The following is an 18260-nucleotide window of genomic DNA, read 5'->3' as shown; positions in this document are numbered from 1 at the left end:
AATACATATACTTTGAAAAAACTAACCATAGCTATCTTCCTGCTCATCACCAGCATTACTGCCAATGCACAGGATTTAAAAACCGATATTTCGGTACATGATCCGGTGATTATTAAGCAGGAGAGTATTTATTATATTTTTTGCACGGGTATGGGCATAGCCATGTGGTCGTCGGCAGATAAGGTGCATTGGAAACATGAACAGCCGGTTTTTGCCGCCGCCCCGCAGTGGGCAGTTGATGCTATTCCTGGTTTTAAGGGACATATATGGGCGCCGGATATTTCATATCATGATGGTTTGTATTACCTGTATTATTCGGTTTCTGCCTTTGGTAAAAACACCTCGGCAATAGGGGTAGCTACCAATACTACCTTACACACTAACGATGCGGCTTATAAATGGATAGATCATGGTAAGGTTATCCAGTCTATCCCCGGCAAAACCAACTGGAATGCCATCGACCCTAATTTAATTACGGATAAGGATGGACTGCCCTACCTGGTATTTGGTTCCTTTTGGGATGGCCTTAAACTGGCTAAACTTAGTAATGATAGGCTTAGCGTTGCCGAAAATATTGACAACCTGCCAACTATTGCCACCCGCAAAAAAGACGCCGTTGAAAACCTGCCCGCAGTTGATGGCAACCCAATTGATGCCGGGGGTAATGCTATTGAGGCACCATTTATTTACAAACACGGCAAATATTTTTACCTGTTTGCCTCGATAGATTATTGTTGTAAAGGCCCAAAAAGCACCTATAAAATGATCATCGGCAGATCAAAAGCCTTAAAGGGCCCATACCTGGATAAAACCGGCACAGCTATGAACAAAGGGGGCGGTACTGTTTTTTTGCAAGGCGATAAGGATTGGTACGGCGTAGGCCATAACGGCGTTGCCCGGTTTGATGGCGATGATTATATTGTTTACCACGGATATGATGCCGCGGATAGGGGAATCTCAAAATTGCAGCTAAAGAAATTGAAATGGGTAGACGGGTGGCCGGTGATACAAGAGTTATAAAAATGATTTTGTTTTGCTGAACGAGTGAAGTATTTATTCGCCAACATGGATAGAGAAGAAGCACATCCTTTGTTCTTCGGGATCACAATTTAAAAACGGATAAGAAAACAATGAAGATATCAAAATACCTCCTCACATTAACTATAGCCCTTGGTTGCTTAACCTCAGCCCAGGCCACGGTTATTAAACCAGATACCATCATTCACTCCATGGGCAACCCCATCATTCGCCATAAGTTTACTGCCGATCCGGCTGCTATGGTTTATAAAGGGCAGGTGTATTTATACACAGGGCACGATGAGGCAGCCGCCGGTCACAATGGCTACGTAATGCACAACTGGACCTGCTTCACATCATCGGATATGGTAACCTGGACAGAACATCCATCCCCCCTAAATGTAAAAGATTTTGCATGGGCTAAAGCCGATGCATGGGCATCGCAGGTAATTGAGCGCAATGGTAAGTTTTACTGGTACGTAGCGCTCGAACATGGCACAATCCCCGGCAAGGCGATAGGAGTCGCAGTAAGTGATAGCCCTACCGGGCCGTTTAAAGATGCCCGCGGAACAGCTTTAGTTACCAACGATATGACCAAGGCCGTTAAACACTCCTGGGATGATATCGACCCATCGGTTATTATTGATAAGGATGGGCAGGCTTACCTGTTTTGGGGCAACGGCATTTGCTACTACGCCAAATTAAAATCCAACATGACCGAGCTTGATGGCCCGATAAAAACCATCACCCTGCCACATTATACCGAGGCGCCGTGGATTCATGAGCGCAATGGCTGGTATTACCTGTCATATGCATATGAATTCCCCGAGAAGATAGCCTACGCCATGAGCAGGAACATAAATGGTCCCTGGGCTTACAAGGGAATAATTAATGAGCTTGCAGGTAACTCCAACACCAACCACCAGGCTATTATAGATTTTAAGGGTAAAACCTATTTTATTTATCATAATGGGGCCTTAGCAGCAGATGCAGGCAGTTTCCACCGCTCGGTATGTATTGATTACCTGTACTATAATAAGGAAGGTACTATTAAACGGGTGGTAATGACAAGCGAGGGGGTGAAGAAGGTAAAATAGTTACCTGTGAGGGAAACTACCTTTGTTCAATTAAAAGATTATCTGTTATATTATATGATTAAAACTATATTAGCTTTAATTTATACAACAGATAATCTTTTGAAATACTCCCTGCTATTCATCCTGTTCATATTCTTCGCATCGGCAGCCGCCATGGCGAGGCCTGTAAATCCTGATACTGTAAAAACCGGGGTTTATATTACCAGCATTCATGATATAAATTTTAAGGATAAAGAATATACCATCGACCTTTGGCTCTGGCTGAAATACGAAAACAGGAAATTTGACTTTTTGCAAAACCTGGAAGTGCCCCAGGCAAAAACAGTTACCAAATCGTTTTCAACCATTGATTCAAGCGGCAGCAAGGTTTATATGTTAATGAAACTGCAATGCGTGATGAAAGACTCCTGGGCGATTGACAACTTTCCCTTCGACAGGCAGAAGCTGAGGTTTTCCATCGAGAATTCGCAGTTTGATTCCCAGTCGCTTGTTTTTGCTGCCGATACATTGGGCAAACATTTTGATCCCCGTTTCACACTAAGGGGGTGGCGCATAGATAGCCTAAGTATCACCACCGGGATTAAAGCCTATGAAACAAGTTTTGGCGATGAAAGCCTGAAAAAACCGCACACCGAATACAGCAATTTTAAGGTAAGGCTTCAAATTGACAGGGACGCCATGGGGCTGTTCTGGAAAATGTTCCTGGGTATGTACGTGGCTTTCCTGATTGCTTACATGTGTTTTTATATCCATACGGATAGTATTGATTCGCGGTTTGGATTAAGCGTAGGCGCATTGTTTGCGGTTATTGGTAATAAGTATATCATTGATTCGGCGCTGCCGGAGTCTACCACGTTCACCCTGGTGGATACCCTGCACGGAATTACTTTGTTTTTTATCCTTACCACAATTATCTGCACTGCATATTCCCTCAGGCTGGTAAAACAAGAAAAAATAGCTAAGGCCAAAAAGTTCGACTTTATTTGCGGCCAGGTTTTGCTGGTAGTTTACCTGGTATTGAATGCCTGGTTTATTTATAAAGCGAACGGGCAATAACCAGTTTCTTAAATATCAGGCAGCAACTTCTTTTAGTTCATATGTTTTTGCGCGCAGTATAGGCAGCAGCTCATCGGTTTTTTGCTGTGTTTGAAAATTGCAGGGTGATATAGGTTTGCCAATGCGCACACGTAATACCATCCCTTTTTTGTTAAAAAGTTCGGCTGGCAGCATGGCCGTTTGCAGGGCCGGGTGTATATAGCGCAGCAAACTAAAGCCTATCCCGTTATCGCCGTGAAAATAAATGGGTAGCACAGGTACTCCGGCTTTTGCAATAAGTTTTCCTACAACGGGGTGCCATTGCCTGTCGGTAACCTGCCTGGTTTTAAAATCAAAAGCAGAAACCTCCCCGGCGGGGAAAATAGCAACAGGGGTGCCACTGCGAAGTTTGGATAAGGTGTTTTTTAGTCCGCTGATGCTGGAGTTATCTTTAACAGTTTCAAAAGGGTTAACAGCAATGATATAATCAGCCAGGTTTGGTACCCGCTTTAGCAGAAAGTTACCCATAAATAAAGTATCGGTCCTGGATGCAACCAGTAAATTGAGCAAGGCCAGCGATTCAACAGCGCCATAAGGATGATTAGCTACCGCAATAAAAGCGCCCGAAGCCGGAATCCTGGCCAGATCCTCTTCATCAACCTGGATAGTTATACCCAAAAAATTAAGCACGAAACGGGTAAAATCAACACCTTTTAAAATGCCGGCCTGCTGCATCATACTATTAAATGCATCAATTTTCATCAGCTTCATTAAAAGCGTAGCTAAACCGGGAAGCCTTTTAGTTCCCGTTGCTTTTATAACATCATTTTTGCTGATTATTGCCATTTGGCAAAAATAAGGTTATGGTGTAAAGGAATAGTCCTGTTGTTGTTATGCTTTGTAGTACGATGCTGATTTTTCACTGCCATTCAATTCGGCATATTACCATTTTGTTAAATTATCCACCTGGGTTATTAATACCAAAAAGTGCATTTAACTTTGCGCCGGTCATTGAGATCATTGCGTAGGGCGCTGGCCGGCAGCATATGAAAGGTTCGAGCCCTTTCCCTACATCTGTTTTAATCAAACCAACTATGGAAGCGATAAATTATCCCTTAGTAATAGCCATAACGCTTGTACTGGCTGCATTGGTGATATGGCTCATCCGCAGGAATCAAAAGGATGAAAAGGAATATGAAAAAGATAGTAATAAATCAGAAATGAAGCCGGAAAAAGGGGAGCATAAAAAACCTCGTATCTAATTAGTTTTACATTTCATATGCAAAGAAGATCAGCATTAAAAAATATTGGCGGCCTGTTACTGGCGCCAACCCTGGGTTTTGGTAACATCATCGATCCTAAAAAAAATGTGCTCCGGATAGCGCATTTGACCGATGTACATCTTAAAAACAAGTTTGATGCTCCCGCCAAATTTGTTAAATGCCTGCACCATTTGCAGCAGCAAAGCCCCAAACCAGACCTGATCCTGAATGGCGGGGATATTGTTTTTGATATGAACAAGGAAAACCTCGGCACCATTAACGATCAATGGCAGCTGATGAACAGCGTGATGAAAGGCGAAAGCGGCATTCCCGTACATTATTGTCTTGGCAACCACGATATATGGTGGAACGAGAACAATAAAAGCCAGGCTATTTACGGCAAACAATACTCCATGGACCAGCTAAAACTTTCAAAGCCCTACAACAGTTTTACCAAAGGCGGCTGGAAATTTATTTTGCTTGACAGTGTACATCTTGATATTGACGGAACCTGGTATATTGGTAAACTGGGCGATGAGCAGTTTGCCTGGCTGGAGAATGAATTGAAAACCACCGACCCTGCAATGCCGGTACTGGTGATGTCGCATATTCCTATCCTGAGTGCTACACTGATGGTACAGGATGATATTATCAACAAATGGGAAATACTGGGCGGCGATATGCATACCGATACAGCAAAAATTATCCGCTTGTTTTACCAGCATCCCAATGTTAAATTATGTTTGAGCGGCCACATCCACCTAAGGGATAAGGTGGTTTACAATAATGTTAGCTACATCTGCAACGGGGCCGTAAGCGGTGCATGGTGGGAAGGTAATCTCCGCGAAACCGCGCCAGGCTATGGGCTTATTGATCTTTACAGTGATGGAACGTTTGAGGAGCAATATGTGAATTACCTGGGGTAGAAGGAAACAGATATGCCACGGAGGTTAATGTATTCCGGATGTTATAAATTAAAATAGATTTGAATGTGTACCTGTTTTTACTAACGCAGACTCACGACCTCATTCTTAGTAAAGCCCGTCCCTGCCCTGGTATGCCCAATAATTAAACCTTCTGTATCGCGCAAATGCTCATTTCCATCCGTGTTACAAAACCCAGCTTTTCATAAAGCTTAATAGCATTTGCATTATTGTAAAGCACATGAAGGAATGGAATACCACTGTCAGCTTTAATTAACCGCAGCTGGTGTCGTATTAACTGGCTGGCGTAGCCTTTGCCCAGGTGATCGGGGTGGTTACAAACTGCGCTAACCTCCATGTAGGGCAAAGGCTGTAAACGACGTCCGACCATGGCTACCAATTGACGGTCATTAAAAATGCCGTAATAATTCCCAAAATCTATAGTACGGCTAAAAAACGGACCGGGGTTGGTTAGCTTGGTAAGCGCCAGCATGGCGGGTATATGTTCATCTCGTAAAGGTATGAGTTCCGCGCCGGCTACTTCCTGTGGTGCCGGGTTATTGTATACCATTTGCAAAGCCCTCATTTGCTGAATAATTTTCCATTGTTTAGGGATCTCCACCTCGTCCGGATTAAAAACAGCCACCGTTGTTTGAGGCGGCAGGAGATTATAAAGGGTATCGAAGTTCCCTGGCGTGTTTTCTGCCATGCCTGCAAAAGGGGAAACATCTTTTATAAAATATTTAACCTGCTGAACACCTGCCGAAAGATTTTTATTACCAGATGTTAAAGCATTCCAGGCCGGGTTATCAAGTGGGTGTTGCATGTAAGTGTTGATATATTCAAATTTTGTTTGGCTAAAATTATGAAAAATACCAAATGGTATTAAAATAAACCTCTTTAGTTTTTATCGATCCCGGAAATTTGGAGTGTTTACATGAAACAGGCAGGTTTTAAGTAATCCCTGTATTTTAAGAAGATACGCAAATTTCGGTGGGGCATTAAAGTATAATTGCATAGATGAAATAATAATTTCGGTAATTGAGATATTGTTATAATAAGTGAGATGCTGGTGTAAATATTTGAGATATTAGTATAAACCCCTCTGTTTTTTTGCAATTATATTTGGTTATCAAACAACCAATTTTATTACCTAAAAATCATTTATGAAAAAATTATCTTGTGTACTGTTAATTACAGTATTATTTAGTGCATGTAAAAAAAATAACGATGCGCCTGCGTCAACAAATGCACGGGTTGAAGCCAACTGGTCGTCATCTGCCCAGTACGCTTCATGGCAAAACGGTGGTTATACCGTATACAACAATATTTGGGGCAGTGGTGCGGGAGCACAAAACATTTGGGCCAACTCTTACAGTAACTGGGGCATATGGGCCAACCATCCCAATACCGGTGGTATCAAGTCCTATCCAAACTCTACCAGGTACGTGGGTGTGCTACTCAGCAGCCTTAACAGTTGTACCAGTAGTTTCAACGCAACTACGCCATCCGGTGGTGCATGGGAATCAACATACGATATTTGGGACAGCACCAACGCTAATGAAACCATGTTATGGATGAATTACACCGGCAATACCGATGGCAGCGGAAATGTTAAACCTATTTCATATAATTGGAATGCCGCGGGTAATCCAATACCTGTATATACCAATTTAAGTGTTGGAGGCCAAACCTGGAATATATTCAGAGGTAACAATGGCAGCAATAACGTTTATTCTTTTTTAAGAACCACCAAAACAAATTCAACTACGGTTGATATTAAGGCCATCCAAAACTGGATAAAAAACCAGGGTTGGTTTGGCAATGTCACCGTTGGAAATGTGCAATTTGGTTTTGAGATCACCTCATCATACGGCACTAATGGCTCCGGATTGAATTTTACTACCAACAGTTATTCTGTTAGCTATAACTAATAGCTATAAGCATAAACACTTCAGGTGCTTTATGCTATGTTATTTAAAACCGCCAAATAATTATACCTGGTAACGGGTATGATTATTTGGCGTTGTATGTTTTACTGTATCATAATTCCATTTATTTACCGTGCTTTAAAAATAGCGGCAGTACTTAAAAGTTAAACCCTGCCAATTTGACTTATTGTTGTATTAAAATCCAAACACAGGGTGCTATTTGCAGAGCGGAGTTGACCTGGATTTTATGAAGTTTTGGAACAGGTTTAAGAAAAAAAAATAAACACTCCCAATGTAATTGAATTTACATGTTTTTGGATTGAAATTTGCTAAGATGTTGAGTAGCAAATAAGTAGGGAGGTATGTTTGTAAGCTGTTAAATTGAAAATTACCATGAAAAACAATAAAAAAAGATTAAGCAATGCTTTAACAAGCAGGGTTATTGATCTGCACGACCAGGGATATACTGACGATTTTTTACCAATACAGGATGAACGATTTTTATGTATCCAAAACAGTGAGGATTTTTCTTTAGCTGATCTGAATATAAAAGTGATTGACGAGGGATTTGATCAGTTATCCAAAACCTATAAATACATCTATACCATCGAAACTACAAACGGATCGAAAGGCTTATTGGTTACCGATTTTATTTTTGCTGATCCTGAAGCTGTAAATTAATCAGGATGTTTTATACTCAACTCCGTTCGCTAAATTATATTTAATTATCCGGTAAGATAGGTAATAACCTCTGTGGCAATCTTTGTATCTAAGATTAAAACTATAGATTTGATAATAAAGATATATAAATATGTGGTGGCAATACCTACTGGTTTTTACGGGGGCTTTTTTGTTTGATGTTGTTCCTTTCCCATTTCTACCTGCTTTTACCATTATGATTTTTTTACAGGTTGTATATGGCTTAAATGTTTGGTGGGTTATTACAATTGGAGTTTTGGGGTCTATTATCGGAAGGTATATACTTACGTTATATATCCCTATGCTGGCCGGAAGAATTTTTAAGAAATCGAAGAATGAAGATGTTCAGTTCCTTGGCGAAAAACTGAAAGAAAAAGGATGGAAAAGCCAGGTAGTCATACTTGCTTACACCTTATTACCTCTTCCTACTACACCTTTATTCCTGGCCAGTGGTATGGCAAAAATAAGCGCAAGGTATGTAATCCCCACTTTTTTTGTAGGGAAATTTACAAGCGATGCCATTACTGTGCATATGGGAAAATATGTTTCAGAAAATGCGGAAAGCATAATCAAGGAAGGATTTTCCTGGAAATCAATTGCAAGTTTAATATTGGGGTTGCTTTTACTGTGCTCTATTTTATTTGTCGAATGGCGTTCACTAATCCAAAAAAATAAATTTGTGTTAAACTTCAAGATCTGGAAGCCCGGTAAGGGTAAAACAACTCCCTCCCGGTAATTTGAATCCAGATCGTTTTTTTGGGTGATGTAGGAATAAGACACACCTGCAAAAGTCTGCTTGTTTGTGGCTGTCTTTAAGTATACACAACGGGAAGATAAAAATTTAAAGTCCTTAATTTATTGCGACATGCCTTAGGATCAATTTCTTACGGGCGTAAATGCCGGGTGATTTAACTTGCTGTTATAAATTGTGATATCTTTTGCTGAAATTTAATATTATTACTCCTCATGGCCTATTAGTGCCTCATAAATGGTCAATTAGCCCCTCATTATTATTTATTAATTGGTATATGTTTGACTCACAATTATTACCTATTAGTCAATACAGAAGCCAGTTCTCTTATCTTGGTTGCAAGATATTTTATTATTAATTAACTCCACGCTAAGTATTTGGGTTCGGTTTTGCGTTTTTGGTAGTTTTTCATTTGCAATTAATTAACCAAATTATAACTTAACCAAAATTTAAAAAAAATGAAGTCAAAAAGCCTGATTTTTCTTAGCTGTTTATTTCTGATGTTTACTGTAGGCTGTAAGAAGTCATCTTTGCCGGTGGCGGCAAACGCGGATAGCAATAAGCAAACATCTGTTTCTAAACTTGCCGTAAACGCAACCACTACATTTATTCATCCCGGAATGCTGCATACCCAGGCAGATCTGATCAGGATGCAGACCATGGTTAACGCAGGGACAGATCCCTGGCTATCTGGCTGGAACAAACTTACAGCCAACTCACACTCGCTATCAACTTATGCCATGAAAGGGCCTGTGGATACCGTTTACAGGGGTTCTGGTTCGCCGGAAAACTATTCAAAACTGTATAATGATATTGCTGCCGCTTATCAAAATGCTTTACGTTGGAAAATTAATGGCGATGTAGCCTGTGGAAATAAGGCTGTGGCCATTATGAACGCGTGGTCATCTACCCTGGTATCGATCCAGGGGTCTGCAGACAGATGGCTTGCTGCCGGTATATATGGTTACGAGTTTGCCAATGCAGCCGAGATCATGCGTGACTACAGCGGCTGGGCAGCAGCAGACTTTACACGCTTTAAAAATATGATGCTTAACGTATTTTATCCAATGAACCATGATTTTTTGGTGAATCATAATGGCGCCTGCATAACAAATTACTGGGCAAACTGGGATTTGTGCAGTATGGCGTCAATTCTTTCAATTGGCATATTATGTGATGACACTAACAAATTTGACGAAGCAATAACCTATTTCAAAACCGGCGCCGGAAATGGTTCAATTGATCATGCTGTGCCTTTTTTATACAATTCAGGTCAGTTAGGGCAAGGGCAGGAAGCTGGTCGTGATCAGGGGCACCAATGTTTGGATATTTCTCTGCTGGGGGCTTTCTGCCAAATGGCTTATAACCAAAATCAGGATTTATTTGCTTATGAAAATAACAAAGCATTGGCAGTTTGCGAATATACTGCCAGTTATAATCTTGGAAACGAGGTGCCTTTCACCACTTATAACTGGGCTAATGGGCAAAATTGCACATGGCAAACACAAACGGTTATTGCAGCCGGCGGTAGGGGAGATATCCGCCCAAGCTGGGAGTTGATCTACAATTACCAGATATCACATGGCATTACCGGAACAACCTTTAGCGGGCAGTATGCTGCTAATGTAAGGCCCGAAGGCGGCGGCGGCGATTATGGGCCCAATAGCGGAGGGTATGACCAGTTAGGATTTGGAACTTTAACACATTCTGTAGGAACGCAGCCTATAGCCAATGGCACCTACAGGTTAGTCAATCGCGCAAGCGGAAAATACCTGGATAATTTAGGCGTAAATACCAACGGAGCAAATGTGGGGCAATGGGCCTCAAGCGGTAGTAATAACCAGAAATGGGTAATAACATATAGCGGCGGTTATTACAAATTAGCTTGTGTAACAGGTGGCAAGTGCCTGGATAGCTATGACCACACAGCCGACGGTTCTACAGTTGCCGAGTGGGCAAGCGGCGGAAGCACCAATCAACAATGGACAATAATACCGGTAGGATCCTACTATAAAATTGTAAACCGCACTAATGGCAAATGCCTGGATACCGGAGGAGGTACCGTGGATGGATCCATCATGCAATTCTGGGCAAGCGGAACCAGCAACAATCAGTTATGGACCATTGCACCTTGATAAACATGTAGCTAAAAAACGGAAAGCTTATATTTATAAACAAAAAATGGCATGGACTATACGTTCGTGCCATTGCCTGTTTAAACCAGGCCATCATCGGGCGTATCGGGAAATAAACTCAGGTCTTTTTGCGTTTATTCCCAATTGTTTAAATTACGCAAGTCAAATAATTTATCGTAATAAAATGAAAATGGTGAGTATATAAAGCAATCGCAATTGTCTATATATTATCTTGATATACCGGTTGGGTTACTATTGATTAATAATTGGTTAGAAGGCTCTTCAGGGAGCCTTTTTTATATTGCGTTGTGATATTTAACACTAATGTTTCGCCGAAAAAAACTTTAATATATAAAGCTTTTGAAAGAAAATAATTAAGAGACGCACCCGACTTAGTTTGCCTTGAAGGACAGCCAATTATATAAGCTTCCGGATAATTTGAGAAAATGAATGGAAAATCTTTTATTTGTACAAATGATTAAAAAGAAAGATGAAATAGAGCCCGTGCCTCCCTTTCGGATAAGGAAACTTAAAATTCCCCCGAAATTGATCGCTTCTAACTGGAACTCTATATATACTAAGATCAGCAAGTCCCGGGGTACAGATGAATCCTAACCAATAGGCTTCTTGTTAGATTTATAACAATTAAATCCGGCCCAGATAGTGATACCAGTTTAATAAGAGAAGTAAAAGTGAATCCCGAGGTTAACAATTGCTTATATCCTAAAGTTGCGAAGTCAGCCAACTATATCAGCATTGTATATCTGGTAGTTGTTCTGATACTTCAGCCATTATTATCTTTTGCTATCGTTTATCCTGCAATAGATCATTTATCAATCAATAATGGCTTATCAAATAATGAAGTCCGCTGCATTTACCAGGACGACCAGGGATTTGTATGGTTTGGGACATATGATGGTTTAAACCGTTATGATGGCTATAATTTCAAGATCTTCCGCAATAATCCAAATAACTCAAAATCCATCATAAATAATTGGATTAACTGTATTACGCAAGATACCAGGCATGATTTATGGGTAGGAACCAGGCAGGGTATAAATTTTTTTAACCGGGTGTCTGAAAAATTTACCCCGGTTTATGCCTTTTTTCCTGGTAGTAAGCAGCCAAAAAAACTCAGCACATACATAAAGGATATTAAAACTGATGCCACAGGATTTGTGTATGTGGCTTCACAGGACAACGGACTGATAGTCTTCGATCGAAAACATCAGGAAACCGGCTACGGTGTCCCCCTTATTGATGACCATAAAATTATCGTGAATTACAACGTTACGAGCCTGTGTACCGATGGCTTGCAACATGTTTATTTAATGGTTAAAGACCACGGATTGTGCTTGTACAACAACAAAAAAAAACAGGTTGAGGTCATCAATAAATCAATTACAGCGGCTTCCTGTATGCAGGCAGACAAAGGTCAGCTTTGGATTGGAACAAGCTCCGGATTACATCGCTACGATATAAAACTGGGTTATTATAACCTCGATCTGAGCGAGGGGCCGGAGAAGCTTAGTTCAAACAGGATAACAAGTATTCAACCAATGCGGGATAGTTCGCTGTGGATTGGTACAGATGGCGGAGGTATCAACATTCTGAATATAAATACCGGGAAGTTTAATTATCTGAACAGCAACCTGAACCAGTTTTCCCTATCCAGCAACGCTGTATATGCCATTTACGTTGATAAGCAAAATAGAAAGTGGATTGGCACACTGCGGGGAGGGGTAAATATAATAGATGATTACAAATCCAGGTTTCTTAATATTGCTCATAACCCGATAAATGCGAATAGCCTGATTAATAATTTTGTCAAATCTATTTTTGAGACTTCAGACAAAAAAATCTGGATTGGCACCGATGGCGGCGGTCTGAGCATTTGGGACAGACAGAAAAATACTTTTGAAAACTACAGCCATTCTTCGGGGGATTCCCGCCAGATAAATTCCAATTTTATTACAGGCATCCAGCAGGATTCGTACGGCAAAATATGGATTGCCACCTACAGTAACGGGATAAATCAATATTTGCCTCAATCTAAAGAATTCAAAGTTTATAAAGGAGTTAATGAAGCGGGAAATCCGGTCACTTCAATTTTTTGGATGTTGAAGGAAGATCGCGCACATAATCTTTGGGCAAGTGCATTGCAGGATGGGTTTTACCGCTACGACAGACAACATGACCGATTCAGTGTATTTGATTCTAAACTAATTAATATTATAGCGATTACCGAAGACCATTACGGGAAATTGTGGGGAGGATCATTTGATGGTATTTATGAAATTGACAGGATAAATAAAAAGCATAAGTTTTTTCCGGTTGGCAAATCTGTCCGATCAATACACGAAGACAAATGGGGTAATATGTGGTTGGGAACAGAGGCCGGTTTGATGCTTTTTGACAGGAATAAACATCGTATTGTCCGTAAGTACACTACTGATGATGGATTAAGCAATAACACCATTTTGGCTATCGAAGAAGATAGTTTTGGGCACTTGTGGATGAGTACTTACAATGGTATTTCCAGGTTCGATCCGCAAAAACGGATATTTACTAATTATTTTGAGAGTGATGGCCTTCTGAATAGGGAATTCAACTATAATGCCTCCTTACACCTGTCGACCGGAGAACTTGCCTTTGGCGGCATTAACGGTTTAAGCCTGTTCCGTCCGGAGCAAATTGTCCCGATAAAAGATAATTCCAACCTGGTTATCACCGGGATAAAAATAAATAATCACCCTTCAAGTGATTATCTTTTCGGGCTAAAATCTGATAGTAAGAAGCTTATTACCTCGCTTACGGTGCCTTATGATGAAGCGTCTCTTTCTTTTGATTTTGCAGCTATCAATTTCACTGCCCAGGAAAGAATTAGCTACCGGTATACAATGGAAGGCTGGGACAGGGGATGGAATTACTCCGGGCACAACAGAACCGCAGTTTACACCAGGTTAAGCCCCGGAAAATATACATTTAAAATTAATGCCACCAATTCTGAAGGGCAGTGGTTATCAAAACAAGCTTATTTAAAGGTAATAGTCCTGCCTCCGTGGTATCGCACCTGGTGGGCTTATCTTGTGTATGTGCTTTTGGTCATATCTTTTATTTACTGGTACCTGGATTATAAGTTTAGAGAAACCCGTTTGAAATATGAAATTAAGCTGGCGGTAGCTAATGCCGAAAACCAAAAGACCCTGCAGGAAAAGGAAAGAGAATTACACGAGAAGAGACTGGAGTTTTTCACAGGAATGTCTCATGAATTCCGCACGCCCTTATCTTTAATAATTAATCCCATCAAGGATCTTTTAGACCGGAGTTTGGAGAATGACCGCCAGGACCTGAATATTATTTACAGGAATGCAAGAAGGTTGTTAAGCCTGGTTGACCAATTGCTTTTATTCAGAAAAGCTGACGATGGCATTTCTCAATTAAATATAGGACCCATAAATATCTTTGAAGTCTGTCGTGATGTAAAGTCCTGCTTTATTCCTCAGGCAAAAACAGGGCACCTGCATTATGAATTGATTGCCGATGTTAAGGACCTGGTTATTTATGGTGATAGGGAAAAGATTGAAATTATCCTTTTTAATTTAATTTCAAATGCAATAAAATATACTCCTCAAAACGGAAAAGTGATCATTAGTATCAAAGAGGATACTGAATTTGTAAATATCAGCGTAGCTGATACCGGACAGGGAATCCCGGAGGATGTTAAAGAAAGATTGTTTGATAAATTTTACCGGTCAAAAGATACCACGGGATTGTTAAAGGCTGGCTTTGGTATCGGTTTGTATCTTGCCAGGCAATTTACTGCCGAACATCATGGTTCGCTCTCTTATATAAGCGAAGTATCAACCGGAACGGTTTTTTTACTTCAATTGAAAAAGGGTACAGCGCATTTTGCAGGTAAGGAAATAGCAGCAAAGGGATCACAGTCTTCAGAACTTTTAATTGAACTGGCCGATAGTTTGCCGGTTGCTGACATAGTTGAAAATCAGCTTGATTTTAAGGGCCAGGGAATAATTACAGATAAAAAGGTAATATTAATTATTGATGACGATCACGAACTGAGGCGGTACATTAAAAGTATACTCGAAAAAAGTTATCTCATATGCGAAGCTGCAGATGGTTTGAGTGGTATTGCTGTTGCAAAGGAAAAGCTGCCTGATTTGATTATTTGTGACGTAATGATGCCCGGCTTAAACGGCATTGAATTGTGTGCTATAATCAAGCAAGATCCTTTGCTCAACTATATCCCCATGATCTTGCTGACTGCCAGCTCATCAGCAGAAAATAAAATTAAAGGATTGGAGAGTGGGGCGGATGATTATATAAACAAGCCTTTTGAAAAAGAAATTCTCGTTGCGCGGGTTGCCAATTTATTGCAGATGAGACGCAATTTACAAAGCTATTTTTATAATGCGGTAACACTGAAAAAAAGTAATATTAACATTTCGGAAGAATATAAACACTTCCTGGAAAAATGTATCGAGGTGGTTGAAAAGCATCTTACAGATGAACATTTTAATGTACATGTACTTGCAAATGAAATTGGGATGAGCCGCTCAAACCTTTTCAGGAAAGTAAAGTTCCTGTCGGGGCATTCAATCAACAGCTTCATCAGGTATATAAGATTGCGTAAAGCGGCAGAACTATTGATTCAATCAGATATGAATGTAAATGAAGTTGCGCTTGAAACCGGCTTCAACAATATTAAATACTTTCGTACACAGTTTTTTAAACTCTTCGGGGTGAATCCTTCCGATTTTGTTCGTCAGAAGCGCCCGGTATTTAAAAAACGCTTCAACGTTAGCGGCACTTAACAGGTAATCCATTGGTTTTGTCTCTAAACCGGTTTAGAGAGCCTTTTTTGGTCGAATTGTACCCTTTAAATGGCTTGTTTGTACCCCGTATTTATGTGCAATTCGCGCCATATTAGCTCTTGTTAAACCAATTATTCATTGTTATTTCTTTGTTCTTCAAACCAGCCAATGTGCACGGCATATTGAGTTTTGTATGTATAAAGTATGTAGCATTAAGAAAATCCAAAACCGTTTATGAATAAGAGCAGTCAGTTATCAAGTTGGTGGGAAGATTCCCGCAGTGGGGACGTTGGGGCATTCAAATGTATCCATAATGAATTATTTCCCGGTCTGTTTCATTATCTACTTAAGATATTGAAGGATGAAGATGTATGCTACGATTTACTCCAGGATCTTTTTATTAAATTATGGGAAAAAAAGGAAAAGCTTGGCCCGATTAGTAACGTTAAGGTGTACTTTTTTAAAGYCGCCCGTTCCATTGCTATCAATTATATTAAAAGTGATAAGGTGCGGTATACTCACACTATACAAGACTTTGAGATTGAAATGGTGTTTTCCCAGGAAGAAATACTGGTTAACAAGGAAATTAACCTTCAAATGAAGCGGCAGCTCTCTATTGCACTCAATGGCTTGCCAAAACGGCAGCGTGAAATGATATTTTTAAAATATTTTGACGGCTGGAACTATGAGCAGATAGCCGAGGTTACAGGTATAAAATACCAGTCGGTAGTTAATCATGTCCATCGTGGGATACTTCAGTTGAGGACAGAGCTGTCCGAAGATAAATACATGGCAGATTGCAGAGTTGCCGTTTAAAAAATTAAGACCTCAATTTTAAATAAATATTGCATTTACAATCCACATCAATGATTTTATTTAACATATGCTAAAACTATTACTTCACAACTATAATTAACATCTGTAATTAAGCCTTCTTCATACATACGGGTATCAATTGGTTATAAGGCTTAAGCTATCGGGGCTTTTTTCTAATTTATCCTTAATAACATGAGTATGTAAATACAATTAGGCTGTCTTTTCTAAAATTTCAGTGTTTATAAATAATATATGTTTAAATCAATATTTACGGTATGCATTTTTCTGCAAACCACAATTTGCAGTTTTGCAGAAATAATTAACTATAAAGCCCCTAATTGTACAATAATAAGTAAAGCCTACCAGGTAAAGATAAAAGAGGCAGGCTCAGCCTGGCAAAGGCCGGACGTGTATTATGCAAACGTTGCCCATTCGGTTAATAACAGGATGGCAGTAAAGCATACTTCCTATACTTATTTTGATTGTTCGGCTAAGGTAAATGTTTCGGTAACGGTAAATAATGCCAAAGTTAAAAGTGTTAAAATCCGCCCGGCGGCTTATGGGATTGTTTCGCAAATACACGGAAATACCATTACCTTTTCTATGGATGCTTCACAGTTTGTTTCTGTTGAAATAAACGGGAATATTCTTGAGAACCTCCAGGTCTTTGCGAATGCTATTGATACCGAACGACCCACTTCAGGAAACGCGGACCTTATTTATTTTGGTCCCGGAATTCATGAAATCGGCAGGATGCTTCTGCCTTCAAATAAAAAAGTTTATATATCCGGAGGAGCTATTGTACACGGCAGCTTTATAGTTGATCACGCAGAAAATGTAAAGATTTTTGGTCGCGGTATTTTAACACAATTAAATGTTGGACAAGAGTTTGCCCGGCACGAAAATAACAAGTCAACTGATTCTGTGACAACAAGAAAGGATGCCATTCTCGTTCAATATTCAAAAAACGTCGAGATCAGCGGCATTATCGTTATTCCTCATAAATATTCGGTACTTATTGGTCAATCGGAGAACGTAAGCATAAAAGATCTTAAATCCTTCAGTTCGGAGGGAAATGCAGATGGAATTGATGTGTTCTGTAGTAAAGATATTTTGCTTGATCATGTTTTTATGCGAAATTCTGACGACTGTGTGGCCGTATATGGGCACCGTTGGGATTATTATGGTAATGTAAAAAACTTAACCGTAAGTAATTCAATTTTGTGGGCTGATGTAGCCCATCCCATCCTGGTAGGCACCCATGGCGACAGTAAAAATCCAGATACGCTCGAAAACATAAAATTCAAAAATATAATCATACTTAATCAGCATGAAAACCAGATAGATTACCAGGGATGTATGTCGTTAAATGCCGGGGATAGCAATTTGCTGCGCGATATTCGATTTGAAAATATTGCAGTTGAAAGCATAAGCAAGGGCCAGCTTATCAATATCAGGGTAATGTTTAATCATAAGTATAATACGTCGCCCGGTGATGGTATAGAGAATGTTTATTTTAAAAATATTCATTATGCAGGTAAAAACGCGAACATGTCAATTATTGCTGGTTATGATGAGAAACGGGGAATCAAGAATATAACATTTGAGAACCTGAAAATCGCAGATCAGATCATCTCGGATGATATGGTTAATAAGCCGTCGTTTTACAAAACGGGAGATATGGCGGATATATTTGTTGGTGAGCATGTTGAGGGTTTAAGATTTATCAAAACGGAATGATTAATCACAGCTACTTAAA

The 18260-nt window shown here is 39.9% G+C and carries 14 protein-coding genes; 12 read left to right on the top strand and 2 right to left on the bottom strand.

Features of this window, described 5'->3' with window-relative positions:
• Positions 1-12 precede the first annotated feature (12 nt).
• From AC1DO4_RS06615 to AC1DO4_RS06605, 3 genes are all read left to right on the top strand, one after another.
• Positions 13-1020, top strand: coding sequence for a family 43 glycosylhydrolase (locus tag AC1DO4_RS06615; protein WP_477414064.1), 1008 nt, complete (start codon positions 13-15; stop codon positions 1018-1020).
• 110 nt (positions 1021-1130) lie between these two features.
• Positions 1131-2114: a glycoside hydrolase family 43 protein gene (locus tag AC1DO4_RS06610; protein WP_477414062.1), complete on the top strand. Its 984-nt coding sequence runs from the start codon at positions 1131-1133 to the stop codon at positions 2112-2114.
• 54 nt (positions 2115-2168) lie between these two features.
• On the top strand, positions 2169-3170 hold the full coding sequence (locus AC1DO4_RS06605) for a ligand-gated ion channel (protein WP_477414060.1): 1002 nt from the start codon (positions 2169-2171) through the stop codon (positions 3168-3170).
• A 15-nt stretch (positions 3171-3185) separates the two neighbouring features.
• Here AC1DO4_RS06605 and AC1DO4_RS06600 read toward each other — a convergent pair whose 3' ends face one another.
• Positions 3186-3995 (bottom strand): lysophospholipid acyltransferase family protein, encoded by an 810-nt coding sequence (locus AC1DO4_RS06600; RefSeq protein ID WP_477414058.1) that lies wholly within the window; start codon positions 3993-3995, stop codon positions 3186-3188.
• A gap of 248 nt (positions 3996-4243) precedes the next feature.
• Between AC1DO4_RS06600 and AC1DO4_RS06595 the strand changes: the two genes are divergently transcribed.
• Together AC1DO4_RS06595 and AC1DO4_RS06590 are read left to right on the top strand one after the other, a co-directional pair.
• Positions 4244-4411: a hypothetical protein gene (locus AC1DO4_RS06595; RefSeq protein WP_477403888.1), complete on the top strand. Its 168-nt coding sequence runs from the start codon at positions 4244-4246 to the stop codon at positions 4409-4411.
• A 17-nt stretch (positions 4412-4428) separates the two neighbouring features.
• Positions 4429-5337, top strand: coding sequence for a metallophosphoesterase family protein (locus AC1DO4_RS06590; RefSeq protein ID WP_477414056.1), 909 nt, complete (start codon positions 4429-4431; stop codon positions 5335-5337).
• 142 nt (positions 5338-5479) lie between these two features.
• On the opposite strand, the gene AC1DO4_RS06585 is transcribed toward AC1DO4_RS06590, so the two are convergent.
• Positions 5480-6160 carry a GNAT family N-acetyltransferase gene (locus AC1DO4_RS06585; protein WP_477414054.1) on the bottom strand — a complete coding sequence of 227 codons (681 nt, stop codon included), beginning with the start codon at positions 6158-6160 and terminating at the stop codon, positions 5480-5482.
• Between the two features lie 340 nt (positions 6161-6500).
• Between AC1DO4_RS06585 and AC1DO4_RS06580 the strand changes: the two genes are divergently transcribed.
• The 7 genes from AC1DO4_RS06580 to AC1DO4_RS06550 all read left to right on the top strand — a co-directional run bounded on the left by AC1DO4_RS06580 (position 6501) and on the right by AC1DO4_RS06550 (position 18241).
• Positions 6501-7268 (top strand): GH12 family glycosyl hydrolase domain-containing protein, encoded by a 768-nt coding sequence (locus AC1DO4_RS06580; RefSeq protein WP_477414052.1) that lies wholly within the window; start codon positions 6501-6503, stop codon positions 7266-7268.
• 390 nt (positions 7269-7658) lie between these two features.
• Positions 7659-7946, top strand: coding sequence for a hypothetical protein (locus tag AC1DO4_RS06575; protein ID WP_477414050.1), 288 nt, complete (start codon positions 7659-7661; stop codon positions 7944-7946).
• A gap of 130 nt (positions 7947-8076) precedes the next feature.
• Positions 8077-8700 carry a hypothetical protein gene (locus tag AC1DO4_RS06570; protein WP_477414048.1) on the top strand — a complete coding sequence of 208 codons (624 nt, stop codon included), beginning with the start codon at positions 8077-8079 and terminating at the stop codon, positions 8698-8700.
• Positions 8701-9173: 473 nt separating this feature from the next.
• The gene (locus AC1DO4_RS06565) at positions 9174-10850 is read left to right on the top strand and encodes an RICIN domain-containing protein (RefSeq protein ID WP_477414046.1); all 1677 of its coding nucleotides are present in this window, start codon (positions 9174-9176) and stop codon (positions 10848-10850) included.
• Between the two features lie 692 nt (positions 10851-11542).
• Positions 11543-15685, top strand: a complete 4143-nt coding sequence (locus tag AC1DO4_RS06560) for a hybrid sensor histidine kinase/response regulator (RefSeq protein WP_477414043.1) — start codon at positions 11543-11545, stop codon at positions 15683-15685.
• A 234-nt stretch (positions 15686-15919) separates the two neighbouring features.
• Positions 15920-16501, top strand: coding sequence for an RNA polymerase sigma factor (locus tag AC1DO4_RS06555; protein WP_477414041.1), 582 nt, complete (start codon positions 15920-15922; stop codon positions 16499-16501).
• A gap of 252 nt (positions 16502-16753) precedes the next feature.
• Positions 16754-18241 carry a glycosyl hydrolase family 28 protein gene (locus tag AC1DO4_RS06550; protein ID WP_477414039.1) on the top strand — a complete coding sequence of 496 codons (1488 nt, stop codon included), beginning with the start codon at positions 16754-16756 and terminating at the stop codon, positions 18239-18241.
• The last annotated feature ends 19 nt before the right edge of the window (positions 18242-18260 follow it).

Source organism: Mucilaginibacter sp. P5_A6, assembly GCF_056400585.1.
The sequence above is the reverse complement of the archived record's forward strand: the minus strand, read 5'-3'. Positions and strand labels throughout refer to the sequence as shown.